The organism is Nocardia farcinica, from assembly GCF_029867845.1.
Taxonomy (GTDB): Bacteria; Actinomycetota; Actinomycetes; order Mycobacteriales; family Mycobacteriaceae; genus Nocardia; species Nocardia farcinica_A.
Genome location: NZ_JARWRU010001250.1, coordinates 1 through 20573, shown reverse-complemented (window position 1 = coordinate 20573; position 20573 = coordinate 1). Strand labels below are relative to the sequence as shown.

The following is a 20573-nucleotide window of genomic DNA, read 5'->3' as shown; positions in this document are numbered from 1 at the left end:
CCACACCCCCCCGGGTGCGCCCCGTGCCCCGCCCGGCGGGGGGGGGGGGGGGGGGGGGGGGCCGCGGTACCCCCCCCCGCGACCGTGGCCTCCTGCCCCCGGCGGCCTGCGGGCACACTGAACAGGTGAGTCCAGCGGCAGCCCCGACCCAGCCCGACGCCGACACCCCCGTGCTGCGTGATTTCGGCGGCGGGCCCTTCGGTGTCTACATCCACGTCCCGTTCTGCGCGACCCGCTGCGGCTACTGCGATTTCAACACCTACACCGCCGGTGAACTCGGCACCTCGGCATCACCGCAGTCCTGGCTGGCGGCCCTGCGCGGGGAACTGGCCGCCGCCGCGGCCGCGTTCGCGGCGCTGCCGAGCCCGGTGCCCGCCGTCGAGACGGTCTTCGTCGGCGGCGGCACGCCCTCGCTGCTCGGCGGCGACGGCCTGGCCGCGGTCCTCGACGCGATCCGGGCGAACTTCACCCTCGCCACCGGCGCGGAGGTGACCACCGAATCCAACCCGGAGTCCACCTCGCCCGCCTTCTTCGAGCGGCTGCGCGCGGCCGGCTACACCAGGATCTCGCTCGGCATGCAATCCGCCGCCAGGCACGTGCTGGCCGTGCTCGACCGCGCGCACACCCCAGGCCGCCCGGTCGCCGCCGCGAAGGAGGCCCGCGCCGCCGGATTCGAGCACGTCAACCTGGACCTCATCTACGGCACCCCCGGCGAGACCGACGCCGATCTCGACGCCAGCCTCGACGCGGTGCTCGACGCGGGCGTCGACCACGTCTCGGCCTATTCGCTGATCGTCGAGGACGGCACCGCCCTGGCGCGGCGGGTGCGGCGCGGCGAGCTGCCCGCCCCGGACGACGACGTGCTCGCCGCCCGCTACGAACTGGTCGACCGGCGGCTGACCGAGGCGGGAATGAGCTGGTACGAGGTGTCGAACTGGGCGGCCGGCGAGGACGCCAGGTGCAGGCACAACCTCGGCTACTGGGACGGCGGCGACTGGCTCGGCGCGGGGCCGGGCGCGCACAGCCACCTCGGCGGCGTGCGCTGGTGGAACGCCAAGCATCCTGCCCGCAACGCGGATCGGGCCGCCCTCGGCGGCCTGCCCGCGGCGGGGTGGGAGGCGCTGACCGCCGAGGACCGCTATCTCGAGCGCGTCATGCTCACCATCCGGCTGCGCACCGGGCTGCCGCTGGCCGAGCTGGAACCCGCGGCGGCGCCGGTCGTCGAGGAGATCGTGGCCGACGGTCTCGGCGTGCGCGAGCGTGATCACCTGGTGCTCACCGATCGCGGACGGCTGCTGGCCGACGCCCTGGTGCGCCGCCTCGTCGTCTGAGCGGGCCGGGGCAGGCGCAGCCCGACGCGGCGGAGCCGCGACAGCGGGGTCGGGACAGCGGGGTTCGAGCGAGCCGGGGCGGACAACCGGACGTCCCGTTGTCAGGTATTGCCGCCGGCACGGTTCGCGGTAGGCTCCGAAGAACTTCGAGGAGTCGATTTGACCGAGTCATCACGTGTGCAGACCGTGCACGAGCCTTACGAATTCTCCGAAATGCGCGCGGCCGAGAAGGCCGAGTTCGCCCGGAAGCGGGCCATAGCCGCCCGCACCGTCGCCGGGCACGCGCAGAACGCCGAGGACTGCCTGTCGCTGCTGTCGATGCTCGGGCTCGATGCCCAGGCGGGAAAGCTCGTCGGCCGTCCCTGACCCGGTATCCTCCGCCCACCCGCCCGTCCGGGCAGCTGATGAGGGCTGCGCGCTCGTCGGCCGATCGGGCAGTTCGCTCGTCGGCTGATCGGGCAGCTCATCGGGCAGCTCGTCGGGCAGCTCATCGGGCGATTGGTGCGTCGACAATTAAACTGGATACTCGGACAGACCGGTCATGCCGAAGTCGGTGACCGGGAGTACGCCGGTGGGCTGAGGCGTACGGCAGGAGCGAGGAGGTGGGGCCCGATGTCGTCGAGCACCGAGGATCGCCGCTTCGAGGTTCTCCGCGCGATCGTGGCGGACTACGTGGCGACCAAGGAGCCGATCGGTTCCAAGACCCTGGTCGAGCGGCACAACCTCGGCGTGTCCAGTGCCACCGTGCGCAACGACATGGCGGTGCTCGAGGCCGAGGGGTACATCACCCAGCCGCACACCAGTTCCGGGCGCATCCCCACCGACAAGGGCTACCGCCAGTTCGTCGACCGCATCTCCGAGGTCAAGCCGCTCTCGCCCGCCGAGCGCAGGGCGATCATGCAGTTCCTGGAGTCCGGCGTCGACCTCGACGACGTGCTGCGCCGCGGCGTGCGCCTGCTCGCCCAGCTGACCCGTCAGGTCGCGGTCGTGCAATACCCCACGGTCTCGGCGTCCACGGTGCGCCACATCGAGGTCGTCGCGCTCAATCCCGCGCGCCTGCTGCTGGTGGTCATCACCGACACCGGCCGGGTCGACCAGCGCATCGTCGACCTCGGCGCGGTGATCGACGACGACGACCTGTCCGCGCTGCGCGCCCTGCTCGGCGCCGCCATGGACGGCAAGCGCCTGGCGTCGGCCTCGGCCGCGGTGGCCGAACTGCCCGACAGCGCGCCGCAACGGCTGCGCGACGTGCTCATCCGGGTCTCCACCGTCCTGGTCGAGACGCTGGTCGAGCATCCAGAGGAACGTCTGGTGCTCGGCGGCACCGCCAATCTCACCCGCAACGCCGCCGACTTCGGCCTGCCCGGCGCGCTGCGGCAGGTGCTGGAGGCGCTGGAGGAGCAGGTGGTCGTGCTCAAGCTGCTGGCCGCCGCGCAGCAGCCGGGCACCGTCACGGTACGCATCGGCGAGGAGACCCAGGTCGAGGAGATGCGCAGCGCCTCGGTGGTCACCACCGGCTACGGCGCCTCCGGCTCGGTCCTCGGCGGCATGGGCGTGCTCGGTCCCACCAGGATGGACTACCCGGGCACCATCGCCTCGGTGGCCACGGTCGCCCGCTACATCGGCGAGGTCCTGGCCCAGCGCTGAGCCCGCCGGGCCGCGCCGTCGGCGAGGTGCTCCCGGCCCCGGCGTCCTGAGCTGGGAGCGGCCGCCGCGCGACCGAGGTCACGCCACGTCGCTGTTACGCTCGGACTCCGGCCCTATAAAGTTGAGTGCAGCCGGATAAAGTTGAGTGCATCCGACTGATGGTGCTCCTGCGTTCGGTGGGGGCGGCACGAGTGCGAGTACAGCGAACCGAGGACTAGAGAACTCACGTGGCACGGGACTACTACGGACTACTCGGCGTCGGGCGCAACGCGACCGACCAGGAGATCAAGCGCGCCTACCGGAAGCTGGCGCGTGAGCTCCACCCGGACGTCAATCCGGACGAGGCGGCGCAGGCCAAGTTCAAGGACGTGTCGACCGCCTACGAGGTGCTCTCCGACCCGGAGAAGCGCCGCATCGTCGACATGGGTGGCGATCCCCTGGAGAACGGCGGCGGCGCCGGCGGCTTCTCCGGCGCCGGATTCGGCGGTCTCGGCGACGTGTTCGAGGCGTTCTTCGGCGGCATGAGCGGCACCGGCGGCGGCCAGCGCAAGCCACGCGGTCGCGTCCAGCCCGGCGCCGACTCGCTGCTGCGCACCCGGCTGAGCCTGGCCGAGTGCGCCGTCGGCGTCACCAAGCATCTGACCGTCGACACCGCTGTGCTCTGCGACCTGTGCAAGGGCTCGGGCACCAACGGCGACTCCAAGCCCATCCGCTGCGAGACCTGTGGCGGCGCGGGCGAGGTGCAGTCGGTCCAGCGCTCCTTCCTCGGCCAGGTGCTCACCTCCCGTCCCTGCCCCACCTGCCGCGGCGCGGGCGAGACCATCCCCGACCCCTGCGGCAAGTGTGGCGGCGACGGCCGGGTGCGCGCGCGGCGCGAGATCGCCGCGCCGATCCCCGCGGGCGTGGCCAATGGCATGCGTGTGCGGCTGGCCGCCCAGGGCGAGGTCGGACCGGGCGGCGGCCCGGCGGGCGATCTGTACGTGGAGATCGTCGAGCAGCCGCACGACGTGTTCGTGCGCGACGGTGACGACCTGCACTGCACGGTCCGGGTCCCGATGGTCGACGCGGCGCTCGGCACCACCGTCGTCATCGACACCATCCTCGACGGCCCGGTCGAGTTGACCATCCCGGCGGGCACCCAGCCGGGCGAGGTCTCGGTGCTGCGCGGCCACGGCATGCCGAAGCTGCGTTCCGGCGTGCGCGGCGACCTGCTCGCGCACCTGGACATCGTGATCCCGGCCAAGCTGGACGGCAAGCAGACCGAGCTGCTGCGCAAGTACAAGTCCCTGCGCGATCGCGATCGGGCCGAGGTCATGTCGGCGCAGTCCGAGCACAACAGCGGCCTGTTCGCCCGGTTGCGGGCCTCCTTCAGCGGACGCTGACCCGTTGGCCGCCACGGTCTTCTATCTCGACGACATCCCCGAGCCGGGGCAGATCGCCGTGCTCGACGGCCCGGAGGGGCGGCACGCGGCCACCGTGCGCCGCACCAGGGTCGGCGAGGCGATCACCCTCTCCGACGGCCGCGGCCTGCTCGCCGCCTCCGAGGTCGTCGACGCCCAGCGCGACCGGCTGCACCTGCGTGTGCTCGACCGCGCCCTGGCGTCACGGCCCACGCCGGAGGTCACGGTGGTGCAGGCCCTGCCCAAGTCCGAGCGCTCGGAGCTGGCCGTCGAGCTGATGACCGAGGCGGGCGCGGACGCCGTCGTGCCGTGGCAGTCGTTGCGCTGCGTGGCGAAGTGGGACGGCAAGGCCGCCAAGGGAATCGAGAAGTGGCGCGCGGCGGCCCGCGCGGCGGCCAGACAGTCCCGCCGCGCCTACATCCCCGAGGTCCACGAGTTGCACCGCACCCGCGACCTGGTCGAGTTGGTGCGCGCCGCGCGCGCCGAGGGCGCGGTGGTGGCCGCGTTGCACGAGTCGGGGGCCGCGCGCTTCACCGAACTCGACTTCACCGGCGTGCCGAGGGTGGTGCTGATCGTCGGCCCCGAGGGCGGGCTGGACGACAGCGAGCTGTCGGCGCTGACGGAGGCGGGCGCGCGGACCGTCGTGCTCGGCCCGACGGTGCTGCGCACCTCCACGGCCGCCGCGGTCGCCCTCGGCGCGCTGGGAGCGCTCACCCCGCGCTGGTAGCCGGGCCGACGGCGAGCCGGCCCGGGGCGACCATCAGCGCCGCGCGATCATCCCTCCCGCGACCCCAGCGCGACCGCCACCGCGATGCCGATGCCCATGCCGAAGCCGACACCGACGGCGATGTTGTCGAGCACGGTCAGGCCGAGGACGACGCCGAGTGCCAGTCCGACGGCCATACCCGCGGGCAGCTTTCTGGTCCACGACGTGCCGCAATCCGTGCCGCACGCGGACTCCGGCGACTTCGCCTCCCCCGGTGCCTGGTCGTGCTTGTCGAAGCTCTCGTGCTCTGGTGTCATGGGTTCGATTGCCCACACGACCGGCCCGCGGACCCGGGCGTCGAGTCCGCCCTGGCGGTTATTCACTGTCGGCGTGTCGGGGGGCCGCGTTAAACTTGCCTGGTCGGTGGGTATCCCCGATGTACTTCCGGCCGGAAGAGCGTCCGGCCGCGCGGCAGTACTGTCGAGACCGGAAAGCGGGCTGTAACGACCTTTGCGAACCCAAGGTGAGATCGGTGAGCCGACCAACCCCGTGACCGGAATCGGTGCAGGTGCCAACAGCTCGGGCCCCGCTGCCCGCACGGTGCGTTCCAGCATCGAACTGGCTCCCGAATCCGTCTTTCCGCTGCTCGGCTCCGCCGACGAGAACCTGCGTGAGCTCGAGCGTCTGCTCGACGCCGACATCCATGTGCGCGGCAGCTCGGTCACCCTCACCGGCAGGGCCTCCGATGTGGCGCTGGCCGAGCGTGTCATCGAGCAACTGGTCGCGCTGACCGGGCGCAACAAGGTGATCACCCCGGAGGCGGTCCGTCACACCGTGTCCATGCTGACCTCGGACCTGTCCGAGTCGCCCGCCGAGGTGCTCAGCCTCGACATCCTGTCCCGGCGCGGCAAGACCATCCGGCCGAAGACGCTGAACCAGAAGCGCTACGTCGACGCGATCGACGCCCACACCATCGTCTTCGGCATCGGTCCCGCGGGCACCGGCAAGACCTATCTGGCCATGGCCAAGGCCGTGCAGGCCCTGCAGTCCAAGCAGGTCAACCGCATCATCCTCACCCGCCCTGCGGTGGAGGCGGGCGAGCGCCTCGGCTTCCTGCCCGGCACCCTGAACGAGAAGATCGATCCTTATCTGCGGCCGCTCTACGACGCGCTGCACGACATGATGGACCCGGAGGCGATCCCGAAGCTGACCGCCGCGGGCGTCATCGAGGTCGCCCCGCTGGCCTACATGCGCGGTCGCGCACAGCCGCTGCACACCAAGGTGCTCACCCCGGCCGGTTTCCGGCCGATCGGCGAGATCGCCGTGGGTGACGAGGTGATCGGTTCCGACGGCCGTCCCACCGAGGTCCTCGGCGTCTACCCGCAGGGTTTCAAGGAGATCTACCGCGTCACCACCCAGGACGGCTCGTCCACGCTGGCCTCCGGGGACCACCTGTGGTCGGTCTACACCCGTGACGACCGGCGTCGCGGCAAGCCGCCCCGGGTGTTGCAGACCAAGGAGATGATCGGCAACCTCCGCGCGGCCCACCACCACCGCTACGAGCTGCCGCTGCTCAGCGCGCCGGTGGAGTTCCCGGCCAGGCCGGTGCCCGCCGACCCGTACACGGTCGGCCTGTCGCTCGGCGAGCACGGCGCACAGGTTCCCGACGACTACCTGCTCAACGAGTCCGCGGTGCGCCTGAGCGTGCTGCAGGGCATGCTCGACGCCGCGGCGGGGCCGATCACCCAGGCCGGGCGCAGCTGCCGCGTCCAGTACCCGACCGCCTCGAAGCAGGTGCGCGCCGACGTGCTGTTCCTCGTCCACTCGCTGGGCGGCATCGTCAACGTGCGCACCCGCTCGACGGTGCGGCGCGCGACGGGCGAGCGGCGCGAGAGCTACGTGCTCGACATCCGGCTGCCGGAGGGCATCGAGCCGTTCCGCCGCGAGCAGAAGGCGGCCAGGTATGCCGCGCACGGCGGTGGCAGGCCGATGCGGTTCATCCACTCCATCGAGGAAGCGGGCACCGAGGAGGCGGTCTGCATCCGGGTCGCCGCGCCCGACGCGCTGTACGTGACCGAGGACTTCCTGCTCACCCACAACACCCTCAACGACTCGTTCATCATCCTCGACGAGGCGCAGAACACCACCGCCGAGCAGATGAAGATGTTCCTGACCAGGCTCGGGTTCGGCTCCAAGATCGTGGTGACCGGTGACGTGACCCAGGTCGACCTGCCCAACGGCGCCCGCTCGGGCCTGCGCGCGGCCTCGGAGATCCTCACCGAGATCGACGACATCCATTTCGCCGAGCTCACCAGCGGCGACGTGGTGCGCCACCGCCTGGTCTCCGACATCGTCGACGCCTATGAGCGCTTCGAGGCCGCGACCCGGCCGGTGGGCACGCATCTGCCGGGCAACCGCGCCCAGCGCCGCGCGGCGGGCCGGTCCGAACGCCGCTGAGCATGCGGGGCGGGGCCTTACACCGGGTCCCGTCCCGCTGTTCTCCACGTCACCGAATACCCTGTTCAGGTGAGCATCGAGATCGCCAACGAATCGGGCATCGACGTCCCCGAGGAAGATCTGGTCAGTGTCGCGCGGTTCGTGATCGCGCGGATGGACGTGCACCCGGCCGCCGAGCTGTCGATGGTGCTCGTCGATCTCGACACGATGGCGGACCTGCACATGCGCTGGATGGACCTGCCCGGTCCCACCGACGTCATGTCCTTCCCCATGGACGAGCTGGAGCCGGGCGGGCGCCCGGACAGCCCCGAGCCCGGCCCGTCGATGCTCGGCGACATCGTGCTGTGCCCCGAGTTCGCCGCCGCCCAGGCGCGCAAGGCCGAGCACTCCCTCGACCACGAGCTGGCGCTGCTGACCGTCCACGGCGTCCTGCACCTGCTCGGCTACGACCACGCCGAGCCGGAGGAGGAGAAGGAGATGTTCGCCCTGCAGGCCCGGCTGCTCGAGGAGTGGTACGAGAGCCTGCGCGAGGCCGCGCGCCGCGCCGAACTCGCCGAACGGGACGCGCGACTGCTCGGGAAGGCGGGGTTCACGACGCCGGGTGACGCACTGGGCCCCGCGTGAGCGCTCCGGTACTCATCGTTCTCGCGGTGGTGCTCGTCCCGCTCGGCGGGCTCTTCGCCGGCCTGGACTCCGCGCTGAACACCATCTCGCCCGCGCGCCTGGGGGACATGGTGCGCGTCGAACGCCCCGGCGCGGCCCGGCTGTCGCGCATCGTCGCCGAGCGCGCCCGCTACGTCAATCTCATGGTGCTGCTTCGCGTCTCGTGCGAGATCGGCGCCACCGTGCTGCTGGCCGCCGCCCTGATGCGGCTGTGGCCGGACACCGTCGCCCTGTTGGTCACCGCCGCGATCATGGTGGTGGTCGACTACGTGGTGATCGGCGTCGGCCCCCGCACCCTCGGCCGCCAGCACGCCTACTCGCTGTCGCTGGCCGCCGCGCTGCCGTTACAGTTCATCGGCGCCGTGCTCAGCCCGCTGTCGCGGCTGCTCATCCTGCTCGGCAACGCCATCACGCCAGGTAAGGGCTTCCGCAACGGGCCGTTCGCCTCGGAGATCGAGCTGCGCGAGGTGGTCGAGCTGGCCGGTGAGCGCGGTGTGGTGGCCGACGAGGAACGCCGCATGATCCAGTCGGTCTTCGAGCTGGGCGACACCCCGGCGCGGGCGGTGATGGTGCCGCGCACCGAGATGGTGTGGATCGAGGCCACCAAGACCGCCGCCCAGGCTATGTCGCTGGCGGTGCGCAGCGGGCACTCGCGCATCCCGGTGATCGGGGAGAACGTCGACGACATCCTCGGCGTGGTCTATCTCAAGGACCTGGTGACCTATGCCGACCGCAGCCGCAATGTGCGGGTGCGCGAGGTCATGCGGCCCGCGGTGTTCATGCCCGACTCCAAGCCGCTGGACGCGCTGCTGGACGAGATGCAGCGCCGTCGCAACCACATGGCGCTGCTGGTCGACGAGTACGGCGGCATCGCCGGTCTGGTGACCATCGAGGACGTGCTGGAGGAAATCGTCGGTGAGATCGCCGACGAATACGACGCGGACGAGATCGCGCCGGTGGAAGATCTGGGGGACGGCCGCTACCGGGTGTCGGCGCGGCTGTCGGTGGAGGACCTCGGCGAGTTGTACGGGTTGAAGATCGAGGACGAGGACGTCGACACCGTCGGCGGACTCCTCGCACACGAGCTGGGACGTGTGCCGCTGCCGGGGTCGAAGGTGCAGGCCTACGGGCTGGTGCTGCGCGGTGAGGGCGGGCCGGACGCGCGTGGCCGGATGCGGGTGCACACCGTGATGGTCCGCCGGGCCGAGCAGCCGCAGCCGGAATCGGCGCGCGGCGACACCAGCACACCGGGCGAGGGCACGCGGCGGGAGACGCCCGCGGCCGCCGAGCCCGCGAGAAACGATGAGGACGGAGAGAGCCGATGATCGAACTGGATGCCGAGGACGCCAAGCTGCACGTGCTGGCCAGGGGCGCGCTCGGGCGCACCGGCGGCGCCGCGGGCGCGGCGGTGCGTGACACCGACGGCCGCACTTACGCCGCGGGCGAGGTGAGCCTGTCGTCGCTGCGGTTGACCGCTCTGCAGTCGGCGGTGGCCGCGGCGTTGTCCAGCGGCGCGGAGGGCTTCGAGGCGGCGGTGGTGATCGGCGCCAAGTTCTCCGATCCCGGAGTGTTCGCGGTGCGGGAGGTCTCGCCCACGGCGCGGATCATCTTCGCCGACCAGGCGGGGGCGGTCTTCGATGTTCTCGACGACGCGGCGGCGGCGGGGTCGGAGGCCAACGGTGGCTGACAGTGGCCGGACCGAATTCCGCTCGGGCTTCGTCTGTTTCGTCGGCAGGCCCAACACCGGCAAGTCGACGCTGACCAACGCGCTGGTCGGCGCCAAGATCGCCATCACCTCCTCGCGGCCGCAGACCACCCGGCACACCATTCGTGGCATCGTGCACCGCGATCACGCCCAGCTGATCCTGGTCGACACCCCCGGTCTGCACCGCCCGCGCACCCTGCTCGGCCAGCGTCTCAACGACCTGGTCCGCGACACCTACTCCGAGGTCGACGTGATCGCGGTGTGCATCCCGGCCGACGAGAAGATCGGACCGGGCGACCGGTGGATCGTGCAGCAGATCCAGCAGATGGCGCCCAAGACCACCCTGCTCGGCGTGGTCACCAAGATCGACAAGGTGAGCCGCGACCAGGTCGCCCAGCAACTGCTCGCCGTCTCCCAGCTGCTCGGCCCGGACGCCGACGTGGTTCCGGTCTCGGCGGTCAAGGGCGAGCAGGTCGAGGTGCTGGTCGACGTGATCGCTTCGAAGATGCCCGAGGGTCCGGCCTTCTACCCGGACGGGGAGCTGACCGACGAGCCCGAGGAAACCCTGATGGCCGAGCTCATCCGCGAGGCCGCCCTCGAGGGCGTGCGCGACGAGCTGCCGCACTCGCTGGCCGTGGTCATCGAGGAGGTGCTGCCGCGTGAGGAGCGCGAGGACATGCTCGACGTGCACGCGCTGCTGTATGTGGAGCGGCCGAGTCAGAAGGCCATCGTCATCGGCAAGGGCGGCGCCCGGCTCAAGGAGGTCGGCACCAACGCCCGCAAGCAGATCGAGAGCATCCTCGGGGTGCGCATCTATCTGCACCTGCATGTGAAGGTTGCCAAGGACTGGCAGCGCGACCCCAAGCAGCTGGGCAAGCTCGGCTTCTGACTCTCCGGGCGCGCCGTCCCGGGATCTGTCGTCCGGCCCGGCGCGCGCCGGGAGGTAGCTCGCCGGGCGGGAAGTGTTACGGCACAGCGACATCGGGCCGACGAGCCGATGGATCGACGTGCCGGACGGCCCGCGGGGCGGTACAGTCGCCCGTTACACGCGGGCACAGCGGCACGTGCGGCCCGCGGCAGCATCACCGGGGGAGGGGCGTCGAGTGCCCGAGAGCAACGACACCGCGGGCGGCGGCGCCCCGAACAGCGGCGATATCGGCAAACTGCTCGAACTCGTTCGGGCGCTGAATGTCCCGGACGCCCGGCCCCGCGTGCTGCGTACCCTGTTGCGCCGCAGACGGCCGCTGCCCCGGCCCGTCGTCGGCCTCGTGGGCGTCCCGGCGAGTTCGCCGCTGCTGGTCGAGATCTACCGCTGGCTGGGCGAATCCGGCGGTCGCCGCGCTACGCCCCGTGCCAGGGTCGACCTCTCGGCGCCGGGACTGCCCGCCGACGCGCTGCGGCCGGACCCGAACGCCACCGGCGAGGAGGTCGAGGGCCACTGCCTGCCGATCGTGCATCGCCTGGTGGAGGGCTTCTCCGGCGACGACACGGCGATGGGCCCGATCCGTTTTCCCCGCTATCGCACCGCCGACTGGCTGACCCGCCAGCGCGTCACCAGCGACGAGACCGAGGCGACGGTGGAGTTGCGTGCTCGCCTGCCCCGTCTGCTGCGCAGCGGCACACCGGCCGCCTCGCCCGGCGACGCGAGCGAGGCGGCCGCCGGAGACGTGGTCTCGCGGATGGTGTTCGGCGTGCTGGCGTTGTGGCCGGTGCTGCGGCTGTGGCTGTGGGTCAGCGGTCGTATCCCCGGCATGTCGAAGGTGACCCGCTGGTTCATGCACCAGCGTTACCTGGCGCCCCAGCTCTCCGACAGCTTCCTCGGCTTCGCCGTACGCCTCACCGCCTCCGGCCGCAACGACGAGAACGAGGAGCAGGTCGCCAAACTGCTGGTCAACGCCTTCCTCGAAGACCTGCGCGATGCCTATCGCCGCCCGCTCTGGCGACCGTCGGGCTGGCGGCGCACCGCCTACCCGGTGGCGCTGCTCGGGCCGGTGGCCGAGGGCAGCGCGGCGGCCGGGCTGCTGTCGTTGATCAACGACATCCGCAACGAGACCGGCCTGTTCGATCCGCTGGTGATCGTGGCCTGCCTGGAGACCGCGCCGGCCGAACCGGCACCCGGCGATCTCGCCCACGTCGGTGAGCTGGCAATGCTGCCCACCCTGGAGTCCCTGGTCGACCGCTACCCGCCAGGGCAGCAGCCGGACCCGCTGCGGACCTGGCTGGGCAACATCGAGCACATGCGCACCAGCAGGCGGCCGCGCGCGTGGTTCCTGCCACTGCGGGTGCGGTTGCCCGAGCCGGTGCGCGACCACATCCGGGACCCGGACTACGCCGCTCTCGCGGTGCCGCCCGCCCCGCCGCTGGCCGCCCGCCGCTGGTTCGTCGCCATGTCCGCCCTGCTCCCGGTGGTGCTGGTGGCGGCAGCCGCCGTGGTGTGGCTGCCTCCGCTGCGCGGCGAGCCCTGTTCGCACTGGCCGTGGACGCGGGGCGTGTCGGTCTCCACGGCCGACGGCGAATGTGTGGGCTACAGCGACAACGCGCACCGGATCTTCTCCACGAACCCCGAGCTGCGTGCCGTGCAGGAACGGATCTTCGAACTCAACCGCGCCGCCGAGCGCAGGCACGAGGACGAGGCGTCCCGGCCGCTGGTGACCCTGATCTATTTCGCGGGCTTCGCCCACGACGAGGCCAGCATCCAGTACCCGCTGGCCCAGGCGGAGGAGTTGGCGGGCGTGGCGGTGCAGCAGGAGCTGTGGCTGAACAATCGCGGTCCGGGCACCCCGTTGTTGCGTGTGGTGATCGCCAACGGCGGTACCAGGATGTCCAGGGCCGTGACGGTGGTGAACGAGCACCTCGCCGACCTGATCGCCGACGATCCCGGCGTGCTCGGCGTGATCGGCATGGACCGCAGCACCGCCGAGACCAGCCGCGCCATCGACCTGCTCGGCGATCTCGGTGTGCCGGTGGTGAGCACGACGCTGTCGGCGGATTCGCTGATGCAGGTCTCGCCGCTGTACTTCCAGGCGGTGCCGAACAACGCCCGCCAGGCCGCCCTGATCGCCGACTACATCGCGGGCGCGCGCTATCCGGCGGGCAGCCCGAGGGCGGGCAGACGGTTCTATTCCGAGGTCGAGCTGTACGCCTCCGCCGACGTCGTCGCACGCCGCGACAGCGGCGACATCTACGTCACCAATCTGATCGACGATCTGACCGAGGAGCTGCGGGAGCGGGGCATCCCGTTCCGAATTCTCGACTGGGTCGACGTGGCCCCGACCTGCCGGACCGACGACGCGCCGGAGACGCTGCTGTTCTACGCCGCCCGCAACGAGGAGTTCACCAACTTCGCCCAGCGGGCGGGCGGGAACTGCGAGGCCGGGCGGGGACCGGTGATCCTCGGCAACGACACCCTCACCCGGGTGCTCGCCGATCCGCACGCGGTCGAATCGATTCCGCCGTGGTCGACGGTCCGCTACGTCGCCTACGCGGCGTCGGTGATGCTCGGCGGCGCGCGGTGCCGCGACGGTGAGGTGACCGGTCCCCGGCCGACGAGCCACCACGTGCAGCTGTGCCAGGGCCTGCCCGAACTGGTCGCCTTCCTGCGCGCGCACCCCGACATCGACGACGGGTACACGCCGAACTGGCCGGGCGACCGCCTCGCCCTCGGCTACGACGTGGTCGGCGTGTTCGGCAAGGCCGTGATCGACAGCAGGCCCGCCGATCGCCTGCCGAACCGTGCCGCGGTGGCCGCGCAATTGCTCCAGACGACGTACACCGGCGCGAGCGGCACGCTGGACTTCGAGCACAAGCGCATCGCCGAGCGGGCCCCGATCGCCATCCTGGCCACGGATCTGCGTGGCGCGGAACCGGTCTCGCGGTGCCTGCTCATGTATCCCGGCGCCGAGGCCATCGACGGGACGGGCGCGCGTATCGGTGGTACCGGCTGCCCGCCGGAACCGCGCCAGGACGCCGCGGAGGCCGGCGAGCTCGAGGAGTGGGCGGCACCCGGCGGGAACTAGGCGCGCCGGCCGGGCGCCCGGGGGCGGTCACCACCAGGGCCGCGGCCGCTCCCGCTGCCAGTGCCGCTCGGCTTCCAGTTGCGCGGCCAGCGCGATCAGCAGCGGTTCCGAGGCCCGCGGTCCCATGAGCTGCGCACCGAGCGGCAGCCCGGTCCCGGTGAAGCCGGCTGGCACGTTCACGCTTGGCCAGCCGAGCACGTTCCACGGCCACGCGTACGGGCAGGCCGCGGTGATCAAGGCGTTCGTCGCGCCCACCCCGATGCCGTCGATCTCCTCCACCCGCGGCGGCGGAGTGGCGGTGGTGGGCGCGAGCACCACGTCGTAGTCGCGGAAGAAGCCGCCGATCCGCCGGTGCAGCAATGCCTCGGCCCGGCGCGCCGCGGCCAGTACCGGACCGCCGAGCACCAGGCCGAGCCGCGCGTTCGCCACGGTGCGCGGGTCCACCACCGCGCCGGGCATCCGCCGATAGGCCTCCCGGATGCCCGCCATCGAGCGCGGCAGGAAGCAGGCGCCCATGAGCAGCCCGTAGTGCAGGTCGGCGACGGTGACCGTGTGGCCGAGTCCGCGCAGGGTGCAGGCCACCGAGCGAACGGCCTCGGCCACCTCCCGGTCGAGCGCGGTCCTGGTGGCGGTGAACGGGATGTTCAGCGACAGCGCGATTCTCAGCTTTCCCGGATCGCGTCCGACCGCCTCGCTCGCCCTGATCGGCGCGGGGGTGTGCCGGTCGCCGGAATGCGGGCCCGCGGCCGCGTCGAGCAGCAGCGCCGCGTCGGCCACTGTGCGTGCGATCGGGCCGTTCACGGTCAGGCCCTGGAAGGCCTCGGCGTGCGGCCAGGTGGAGATGCGCCCGCGCTGCGGCTTGATGCCGACCAGATGCGTCCACGCCGACGGGATGCGCACCGACCCCGCTCCGTCCGAGCCGAGCGCCGCGGGCACCAGCCCCGCCGCGACCGCGGCGGCCGAGCCGCCCGAGGAGCCGCCCGGGGTGTGCTCGCGGCTCCACGGGTTGCGGGTGTGGCCGAAGGCCGCCCCGCTGGTGAACGGCAGCTGCCCCAGCTCGCAGGTGGTGGTCTTGCCGACGATCACCGCGCCGGCGGCGCGCAGTCGCCGCGCCGCCTCCGCGTCCTCGCCCGCGACCGGGAAATCGCCGCCGCATCCGAAGGCTGTCGTCTCGCCCGCGACATCGGTGTCGTCCTTCACCGCGATCGGCACTCCGAGCAGCGGCAGCCGCTCCCCGGCCGCCAGCAGGCGATCCGCCTCGGCCGCCTCGGCGAGCGCCGCCTCCCGGCGCACCACCCGGAAGGCGTTGATCCCCGCCTGGCTCGCCTCGATCCGGTCCAGCGCCGCGCCCACCGCGGCCACCGAACTCACCGTGCCTGCGGCCAGTGCCGCGGCCAGCTCGGTCAGCCCGAGGTCGGCCCCGACGCCGGCGCCACCCGGATTTGCCACCACCATCTGCAGGCTTCCTCTCCTCGCCCGTCGGAATGACCGACGGTAGCGCTGATCTGGTCGATCGTCCACGAGGGTTATCGCCGCCGCGGCGCGCGACGCATCAGCGGGCATGTTGCTGCGGGCCCAGGCGGGCGAGGGCATCCGAACCGAGGCTCGCGCCCCGAGTCTTTCATGGAGAGTAGTTGTTTAACATCGATGTCATACGGGCGCTTTTTATTTTCCGAACGGTTGACCGTGATATGCGCGTCGGCTATTCTTCTGCGCAGAAGTACTGCAGCCGCATTCACTAAATTCAGGTCCGCATCTCAGGGGTGTCGGCGAGGCCGTCGGGGCGGTCGTCGTCGATTCAGTGCGCCATCGTCAGGGAATCAATCGGGGTGCCCATGTCATTGTCAGGTCATACCTCCACGCCAATTTTCGGTAATTGGAACGAACTTCTTCGGGCACGCGTCGACGAGCGTAGGGACGATATCGCATACGTCTTCCTCGACGAGCACGGGCGGCAGGCCGATGCGCTCTCCTATGGGGCGCTCGAATGGCGTGTCCGCGCCTTGGCGGCCCGTCTGACCAGGGAGTTTTCGCCAGGGGATCGCGTCCTTCTGCTCCACCCGCCCGGGTTGGAGTACGTCATATCGTTCTACTCCTGTCTCTTCGCCGGCCTGGTCGCAGTGCCGCTCTTTCCGCCGCAACGAAATCGTGTGAGTCATGTCGAAGCGGTGGCCCGGGATTGCGACGCCGCCGGCGTGGTGAGTACCCGGGAAGTTCTTTCCGGTATGTCGTCGCTTTCGCAGGAATTGTTCACGGCACAGCTTCCGAGAGTTTCCTCGGAATTCACCGGTCAGCTCTACGGAAATTCGGAAGAACTCCTGCCGGTGGCGGACGTGTATAAATCCGCCGGTACGGACATCGCTTATCTGCAATACACGTCGGGATCGACCTCCGTGCCGAAAGGCGTGATCATCGATCACGCGATGGCCCTGCAGCAGTGCCTGGAACTGGCCGCCTCGTGGGATGTCGACTCGACCGGGGTCGTCGTCTCGTGGCTGCCCCACTTCCACGACTTCGGTCAGGTCAGCGGCGTGCTCATGCCGATCTACGCCGGTGCGGGCGCGGTGCTCATGGCGCCGTCCACGTTTGTGAAGAATCCTTTCCGCTGGCTGGCCGCGGTGACCGAGTATCGCGGAACACACAGTGGCGCACCCAATTTCGCGTTCGACTTGTGCGTCGACAAGATCAGCGCGGCCGAACGCCGGGAATTGGACCTCAGCAGCTGGCGTGTGGTCTCCAACGGCGCCGAGCCGGTGCGCGCGGCGACTCTGGAACGTTTCGAGCAGGCGTTCGCGCCACACGGCCTGGCGTCGACCGCGCTGGCGCCCGGCTACGGTCTCGCGGAGGCCACGCTGAAGGTCACCTCGTGCACGCCGGATCGCCGATACCGCACGCTGCGACTCGACGGCGGCGCCCTGGGGTCCAGGCGCGTCGTGCCCGCGACCGGGGAGCAGGGCTCCACCGTCCTCGTCGGCTGCGGGGGAACGGTCGAGGCGACCGAGGTGGCCATCGTCGAACCCGAGACCGGCCGGCGTGCGGGGCCGGACGAACTGGGCGAGATCTGGGTCAGCGGTCCGATCGTCGCACCCGGCTACTGGAACCGCCCGCAGGACAGTGAGAGCACCTTCGGCGCGCGCATCGCAGGCGACGAGTCCGGGCGCACCTACCTGCGTACCGGTGACCTCGGCTTCCTGTACGAGGGCGAGTTGTTCATCTGCGGCCGGGTGAAGAACCTGATGATCGTCAACGGCGTCAACTACTACCTGGAAGACATCGAGGCCGCCGTGGTGGCCGCTGACGACGCGTTGCGCGCCGGCGCGGTGATCGCCTTCTCGGTCGAGCGTGAGGGGCAGGAAGGGCTGGTCCTGGTGGCGGAGTACCGCGCCGAGGCGGGCCGCCGTCCCGAAGAACTGGTCACCGCCGTGCACACGGCCGTCTCGCGCAGGCACGGTCTCGCGCCGGACGCGATCGTGCTGATCGCCGCGGGAACCATCCCCCGCACCACCAGCGGCAAGCTGCGCAGGCAGCAGTGCAGGGCCGACTACCTGGCCGGGGCATTGCAGGAGATCCACCGTTGGGAGGGCATCGTGACGATCGCCGAGGAATCCGGGGCTACCACGGAAGTCACGCGGGGCGGTGGGATGCCGTCGATGCGGGAACTGATCAGGCAGGGTTTGTCGACCCAGGTCGGCGAGTGGGCCGCCGAGAAACTCGGCACCGAGGCGGGCAAGGTCAGCTTCGACCGCTCGCTCGTGGACAACGGGTTCGGCTCGGTCGATCAGATGGATCTGCACGAACGTCTCGAGACGTGGTGCGGAAAGCGGTTCCCGCCCGAACTGATCTGGGATGCGGGGTCGGTGCACGAGATGGTGGAGGTCGTGGCCGAGTTCCTGGTGCCCGGCACGGACGCCGCCGCCCGGACACCGGCCGGGGACTCGACCGGAGTGGGAGCGCAGTGAGATGAGACTACGTTCGGCCGTCGCGGCACTTCCCACCCGGACGGTGACCAACGACGACATCATCAAGTGGATCGGCGAGCACAGCGCCGACGAGTTCGACGGCGACCTCGACGCCGCGTTGCGGAAGGTGGAGTACTACCTGCGCTACGCGGGCTCGCGAGAGCGGCGGTGGCTCGACGAGGGGGAGCGTCCGATCGATCTGCTCCGTCGCGCGGCCGAGTCGGCGATGGATTCCGCCGGCATCACCCCGGCGGAGGTGGATCTGCTGATCTACACCGGCATCGGGCGCGGATTCATCGAGCCGGGCGGGGCCTATCATTCGGCGGCGGCGCTCGGACTGCGCAACGCGCATTGTTTCGACATCCTCGACGCCTGTATGAGCTGGACCCGCGCTGTGCAGGTGACCGACGCGCTGTTCCGCAACGGAACCCACCGCACCGCGATGATCGTCAACGCCGAGTGCAATCTGCGTCCCGGCGGTGTGGTCTTCCCGCAGTTGTTCCGCCTGTCCGACCTGTCGGCGCTCGAATCGGTGTTCCCGGCCTACACGCTCGGCGAAGCGGCCACCGCCACGGTGCTCACCGCCGACGGCGGCGAGCCGTGGCGCTTCGAGTTCGCGTCGCGACCCGACCTGGCGCCCTTGTGCAACGTCACGCTGGAGGGATACGAGGGATACTGCGACCCTTCCGAGAAACTCGCCGCCAACGGTGTCGGGTATTTCACCTCGTTCGGCTTCGAGATGCACGAGCAGGGCGCTGCCGAGGGGTTCGCGGTGTTCGATCGCCTGGCGCCGCGGATCGAGGACGTGACCGCGCTGTTCACCCATGCCTCCAGCCAGCGGTACTGGCAAGGGATGGCCGACAAGGTCGGGCTGGGACACGCGGTACATCACGTCTTCGAACGCACGGGGAACATCGTGTCCGCATCGGTTCCCGCGGCCATCGCTTCTGCTGTCGAGCAGGACGTTCTGCGCCAGGGCGACCGAGCCGTCGGCTGGGTCGGCAGCGCCGGGATGTCCTTCGCCGCTTTCTCTTTCGTTCTCTGAGCTCCGACAGAAGAGGTGACAGGATGCTCAAGCATCTGGCCCGCGCAGGCGTCTTCACCGCCAGAGGTCTGGCCGAATACTCCCTCGCGTCCCTGCGTGACCGTGATCCGGCGAGCCGGGAGCGTCGCCGCGCCGAAGCGATCCTCGACTTCCTGGTCAGGATGGGACCGATCTACATCAAGATGGGGCAGATCGCGGCGACCCGGTCGGATCTGTTCGGCCCGGACTATGTGACCACGCTCCGCGCGCTGCAGGACCAGACGCCTCATATGAGCCGGGAACAGAGCATCAGGGCTCTGGAACGCGAGCTGAAGAGGCCGCTGTCGGAGGTCTTCCGCCGATTCGACCCGGTTCCGGTGGCCAGCGCCTCGGTGGCCCAGGTGCACGTCGCCGAGCTGGCGGACGGACGCAAGGTTGCGGTCAAGCTGGTCAAGGACGGTGTGCCCGAGCAGATCGAGGAGAGCTTGCGGGCCATCGCCACCATGCTCGGCCTCGTCAATCGCGCGACGCCACGCCTGCGCGAGCTCGATGTGGCCACCCGATTCGACGAGATCGCCCGGCTGCTGCGCCCGCAGGCGGACATGAGTTACGAGGCGAGCAGGCAACGGCGCATCTTCGCGAACTTCGCCGGACATCCCTACGTCCAGGTGCCCGCGGTGATCGACGAACTGGTGACCGAGCGGATGCTGGTCATGCAGTTCATGGACGGCATCCCGGGCAAGAACGCCGAAGCGGTCGGCATTCCGCGCGACAGGCTCGCCCGGCGTCTGCAGGACGTGATCTACACGATGCTGTACATGCACGGGGTCTGCCACGGCGACCCGCACCCGGGCAACGTGATGTTCGGCCGGGACGGGCAGATCATCCTCCTGGACTACGGCGTCACCGTGGAGCTCAGCGAGGACGAGAAGTGGGGACTGTCGTCGTTCTACTACGCCTGCACCCGGAAGGAATGGCAGAACGCCATCGACCGGTTCACGAAGTACTTCGTGCTGGCCGGCGAGGAACTGCACCGCAACAGGGCCGCCTACGACGCGGACATGGCCGAGGTGTTGCGCTACCACTTCGACATCAGTTCGAGCCAGTGGTCGACGATCTCGTACTTCAACGACGTCAGCGCGGTGCTGCGCAAATACGGCTCCCGCTACACCACGAACTTCACGAAGGTGGAGCTGGTCTTCCTGTCCTGTGAGGGTTTCGCGGGCCAGATCGACCCGGACATCGACATCTGGGCGAACGCGCGGCGGTTCACCGACCGGTACTCGCCCTACATGAGCGCGGAGGTGGAGGCCAGATTCTCCGCCGGATTCGCCGAACAGATGCCGACCTCGCTCAAGTTGCGCGACCGAGCCGGGGAGAGTCTCGTCGCCCCCACCCACATCGACCGGTACTTCTTCCCCAGCGGCTTTCCGGTCTTCGTCGAATCCGCGGCAGGCGGCAAGGTCCGCGACTTCGACGGGAACGAATATCTCGACCTGTCGGGCGGCTACGGCCCGCATCTGCTGGGCTACGCCCACCCGGCGATCACCGAAGCCGTCACCGCGGGCGTGCGCCGCGGGATGATCAACGGCATCGGCAATCCCGGCGAGATCGAGCTCGCCGAGATGCTCGTGGCGGGGGGGGGGGCCCGCCCCCAAGGCGGGG

16 protein-coding genes are annotated in these 20573 nt (G+C 70.5%); 14 read left to right on the top strand and 2 right to left on the bottom strand.

Annotated elements, in window-relative coordinates:
• The first annotated feature begins 125 nt into the window (after positions 1–125).
• The 5 genes from hemW to QH283_RS28020 all read left to right on the top strand — a co-directional run bounded on the left by hemW (position 126) and on the right by QH283_RS28020 (position 5105).
• Positions 126–1331, top strand: a complete 1206-nt coding sequence (hemW, locus tag QH283_RS28040) for a radical SAM family heme chaperone HemW (RefSeq protein ID WP_432420798.1) — start codon at positions 126–128, stop codon at positions 1329–1331.
• A gap of 159 nt (positions 1332–1490) precedes the next feature.
• A complete protein-coding gene (locus QH283_RS28035) occupies positions 1491–1697 on the top strand; it encodes a hypothetical protein (RefSeq protein ID WP_280505931.1) in 207 nt (68 codons plus the stop codon).
• Between the two features lie 246 nt (positions 1698–1943).
• Entirely contained in the window at positions 1944–2978 is a 1035-nt protein-coding gene (gene hrcA / locus QH283_RS28030) for a heat-inducible transcriptional repressor HrcA (protein ID WP_280505930.1), read from the top strand.
• Between the two features lie 227 nt (positions 2979–3205).
• Positions 3206–4360 (top strand): molecular chaperone DnaJ, encoded by a 1155-nt coding sequence (dnaJ, locus tag QH283_RS28025; protein ID WP_280505929.1) that lies wholly within the window; start codon positions 3206–3208, stop codon positions 4358–4360.
• Between the two features lie 4 nt (positions 4361–4364).
• Positions 4365–5105, top strand: coding sequence for a 16S rRNA (uracil(1498)-N(3))-methyltransferase (locus QH283_RS28020; RefSeq protein ID WP_280505928.1), 741 nt, complete (start codon positions 4365–4367; stop codon positions 5103–5105).
• A 47-nt stretch (positions 5106–5152) separates the two neighbouring features.
• Here QH283_RS28020 and QH283_RS28015 read toward each other — a convergent pair whose 3' ends face one another.
• Positions 5153–5401: a hypothetical protein gene (locus QH283_RS28015; protein WP_280505927.1), complete on the bottom strand. Its 249-nt coding sequence runs from the start codon at positions 5399–5401 to the stop codon at positions 5153–5155.
• Positions 5402–5684: 283 nt separating this feature from the next.
• On the opposite strand from QH283_RS28015, the gene QH283_RS28010 reads away from it, so the two are divergent.
• The 6 genes from QH283_RS28010 to QH283_RS27985 all read left to right on the top strand — a co-directional run bounded on the left by QH283_RS28010 (position 5685) and on the right by QH283_RS27985 (position 13925).
• Positions 5685–7541, top strand: a complete 1857-nt coding sequence (locus tag QH283_RS28010; RefSeq protein ID WP_348538320.1) for a PhoH family protein — start codon at positions 5685–5687, stop codon at positions 7539–7541.
• Between the two features lie 69 nt (positions 7542–7610).
• On the top strand, positions 7611–8165 hold the full coding sequence (gene ybeY, locus QH283_RS28005) for an rRNA maturation RNase YbeY (protein WP_280505925.1): 555 nt from the start codon (positions 7611–7613) through the stop codon (positions 8163–8165).
• Entirely contained in the window at positions 8162–9529 is a 1368-nt protein-coding gene (locus QH283_RS28000) for a hemolysin family protein (protein ID WP_280505924.1), read from the top strand. The genes ybeY and QH283_RS28000 overlap by 4 nt, the downstream gene beginning before the upstream one ends.
• A complete protein-coding gene (locus QH283_RS27995) occupies positions 9526–9891 on the top strand; it encodes a cytidine deaminase (RefSeq protein ID WP_280505923.1) in 366 nt (121 codons plus the stop codon). The genes QH283_RS28000 and QH283_RS27995 overlap by 4 nt, the downstream gene beginning before the upstream one ends.
• On the top strand, positions 9884–10798 hold the full coding sequence (era, locus tag QH283_RS27990; RefSeq protein WP_280505922.1) for a GTPase Era: 915 nt from the start codon (positions 9884–9886) through the stop codon (positions 10796–10798). The genes QH283_RS27995 and era overlap by 8 nt, the downstream gene beginning before the upstream one ends.
• Before the next feature lie 214 nt (positions 10799–11012).
• The gene (locus tag QH283_RS27985; protein WP_280505921.1) at positions 11013–13925 is read left to right on the top strand and encodes an ABC transporter substrate-binding protein; all 2913 of its coding nucleotides are present in this window, start codon (positions 11013–11015) and stop codon (positions 13923–13925) included.
• Positions 13926–13952: 27 nt separating this feature from the next.
• Here the strand turns inward: QH283_RS27985 and QH283_RS27980 are convergent, their stop codons facing one another.
• Positions 13953–15380, bottom strand: a complete 1428-nt coding sequence (locus QH283_RS27980; RefSeq protein ID WP_280505920.1) for an amidase — start codon at positions 15378–15380, stop codon at positions 13953–13955.
• Between the two features lie 380 nt (positions 15381–15760).
• Here QH283_RS27980 and QH283_RS27975 point away from each other — a divergent pair, with 380 nt between their 5' ends.
• The 3 genes from QH283_RS27975 to QH283_RS27965 all read left to right on the top strand — a co-directional run.
• Positions 15761–17884 (top strand): AMP-binding protein, encoded by a 2124-nt coding sequence (locus QH283_RS27975; protein WP_280505932.1) that lies wholly within the window; start codon positions 15761–15763, stop codon positions 17882–17884.
• Between the two features lies 1 nt (position 17885).
• Positions 17886–18929, top strand: a complete 1044-nt coding sequence (locus QH283_RS27970) for a 3-oxoacyl-[acyl-carrier-protein] synthase III C-terminal domain-containing protein (RefSeq protein ID WP_280505919.1) — start codon at positions 17886–17888, stop codon at positions 18927–18929.
• A gap of 23 nt (positions 18930–18952) precedes the next feature.
• Positions 18953–20573: aminotransferase class III-fold pyridoxal phosphate-dependent enzyme (locus QH283_RS27965; RefSeq protein ID WP_280505918.1), on the top strand; the 1621-nt coding region annotated here is incomplete at its 3' end.

Bases quoted from the DNA above. Each gene is read 5' to 3' on its own strand.
- QH283_RS27980 (WP_280505920.1), bottom strand. From the start codon at position 15,380: ATGGTGGTGGCAAATCCGGGTGGCGCCGGCGTCGGGGCCGACCTCGGG.
- hrcA (WP_280505930.1), top strand. From the start codon at position 1,944: ATGTCGTCGAGCACCGAGGATCGCCGCTTCGAGGTTCTCCGCGCGATC.
- QH283_RS27995 (WP_280505923.1), top strand. From the start codon at position 9,526: ATGATCGAACTGGATGCCGAGGACGCCAAGCTGCACGTGCTGGCCAGG.
- QH283_RS28015 (WP_280505927.1), bottom strand. From the start codon at position 5,401: ATGACACCAGAGCACGAGAGCTTCGACAAGCACGACCAGGCACCGGGG.
- QH283_RS27975 (WP_280505932.1), top strand. From the start codon at position 15,761: ATGTCATTGTCAGGTCATACCTCCACGCCAATTTTCGGTAATTGGAAC.
- QH283_RS27970 (WP_280505919.1), top strand. From the start codon at position 17,886: ATGAGACTACGTTCGGCCGTCGCGGCACTTCCCACCCGGACGGTGACC.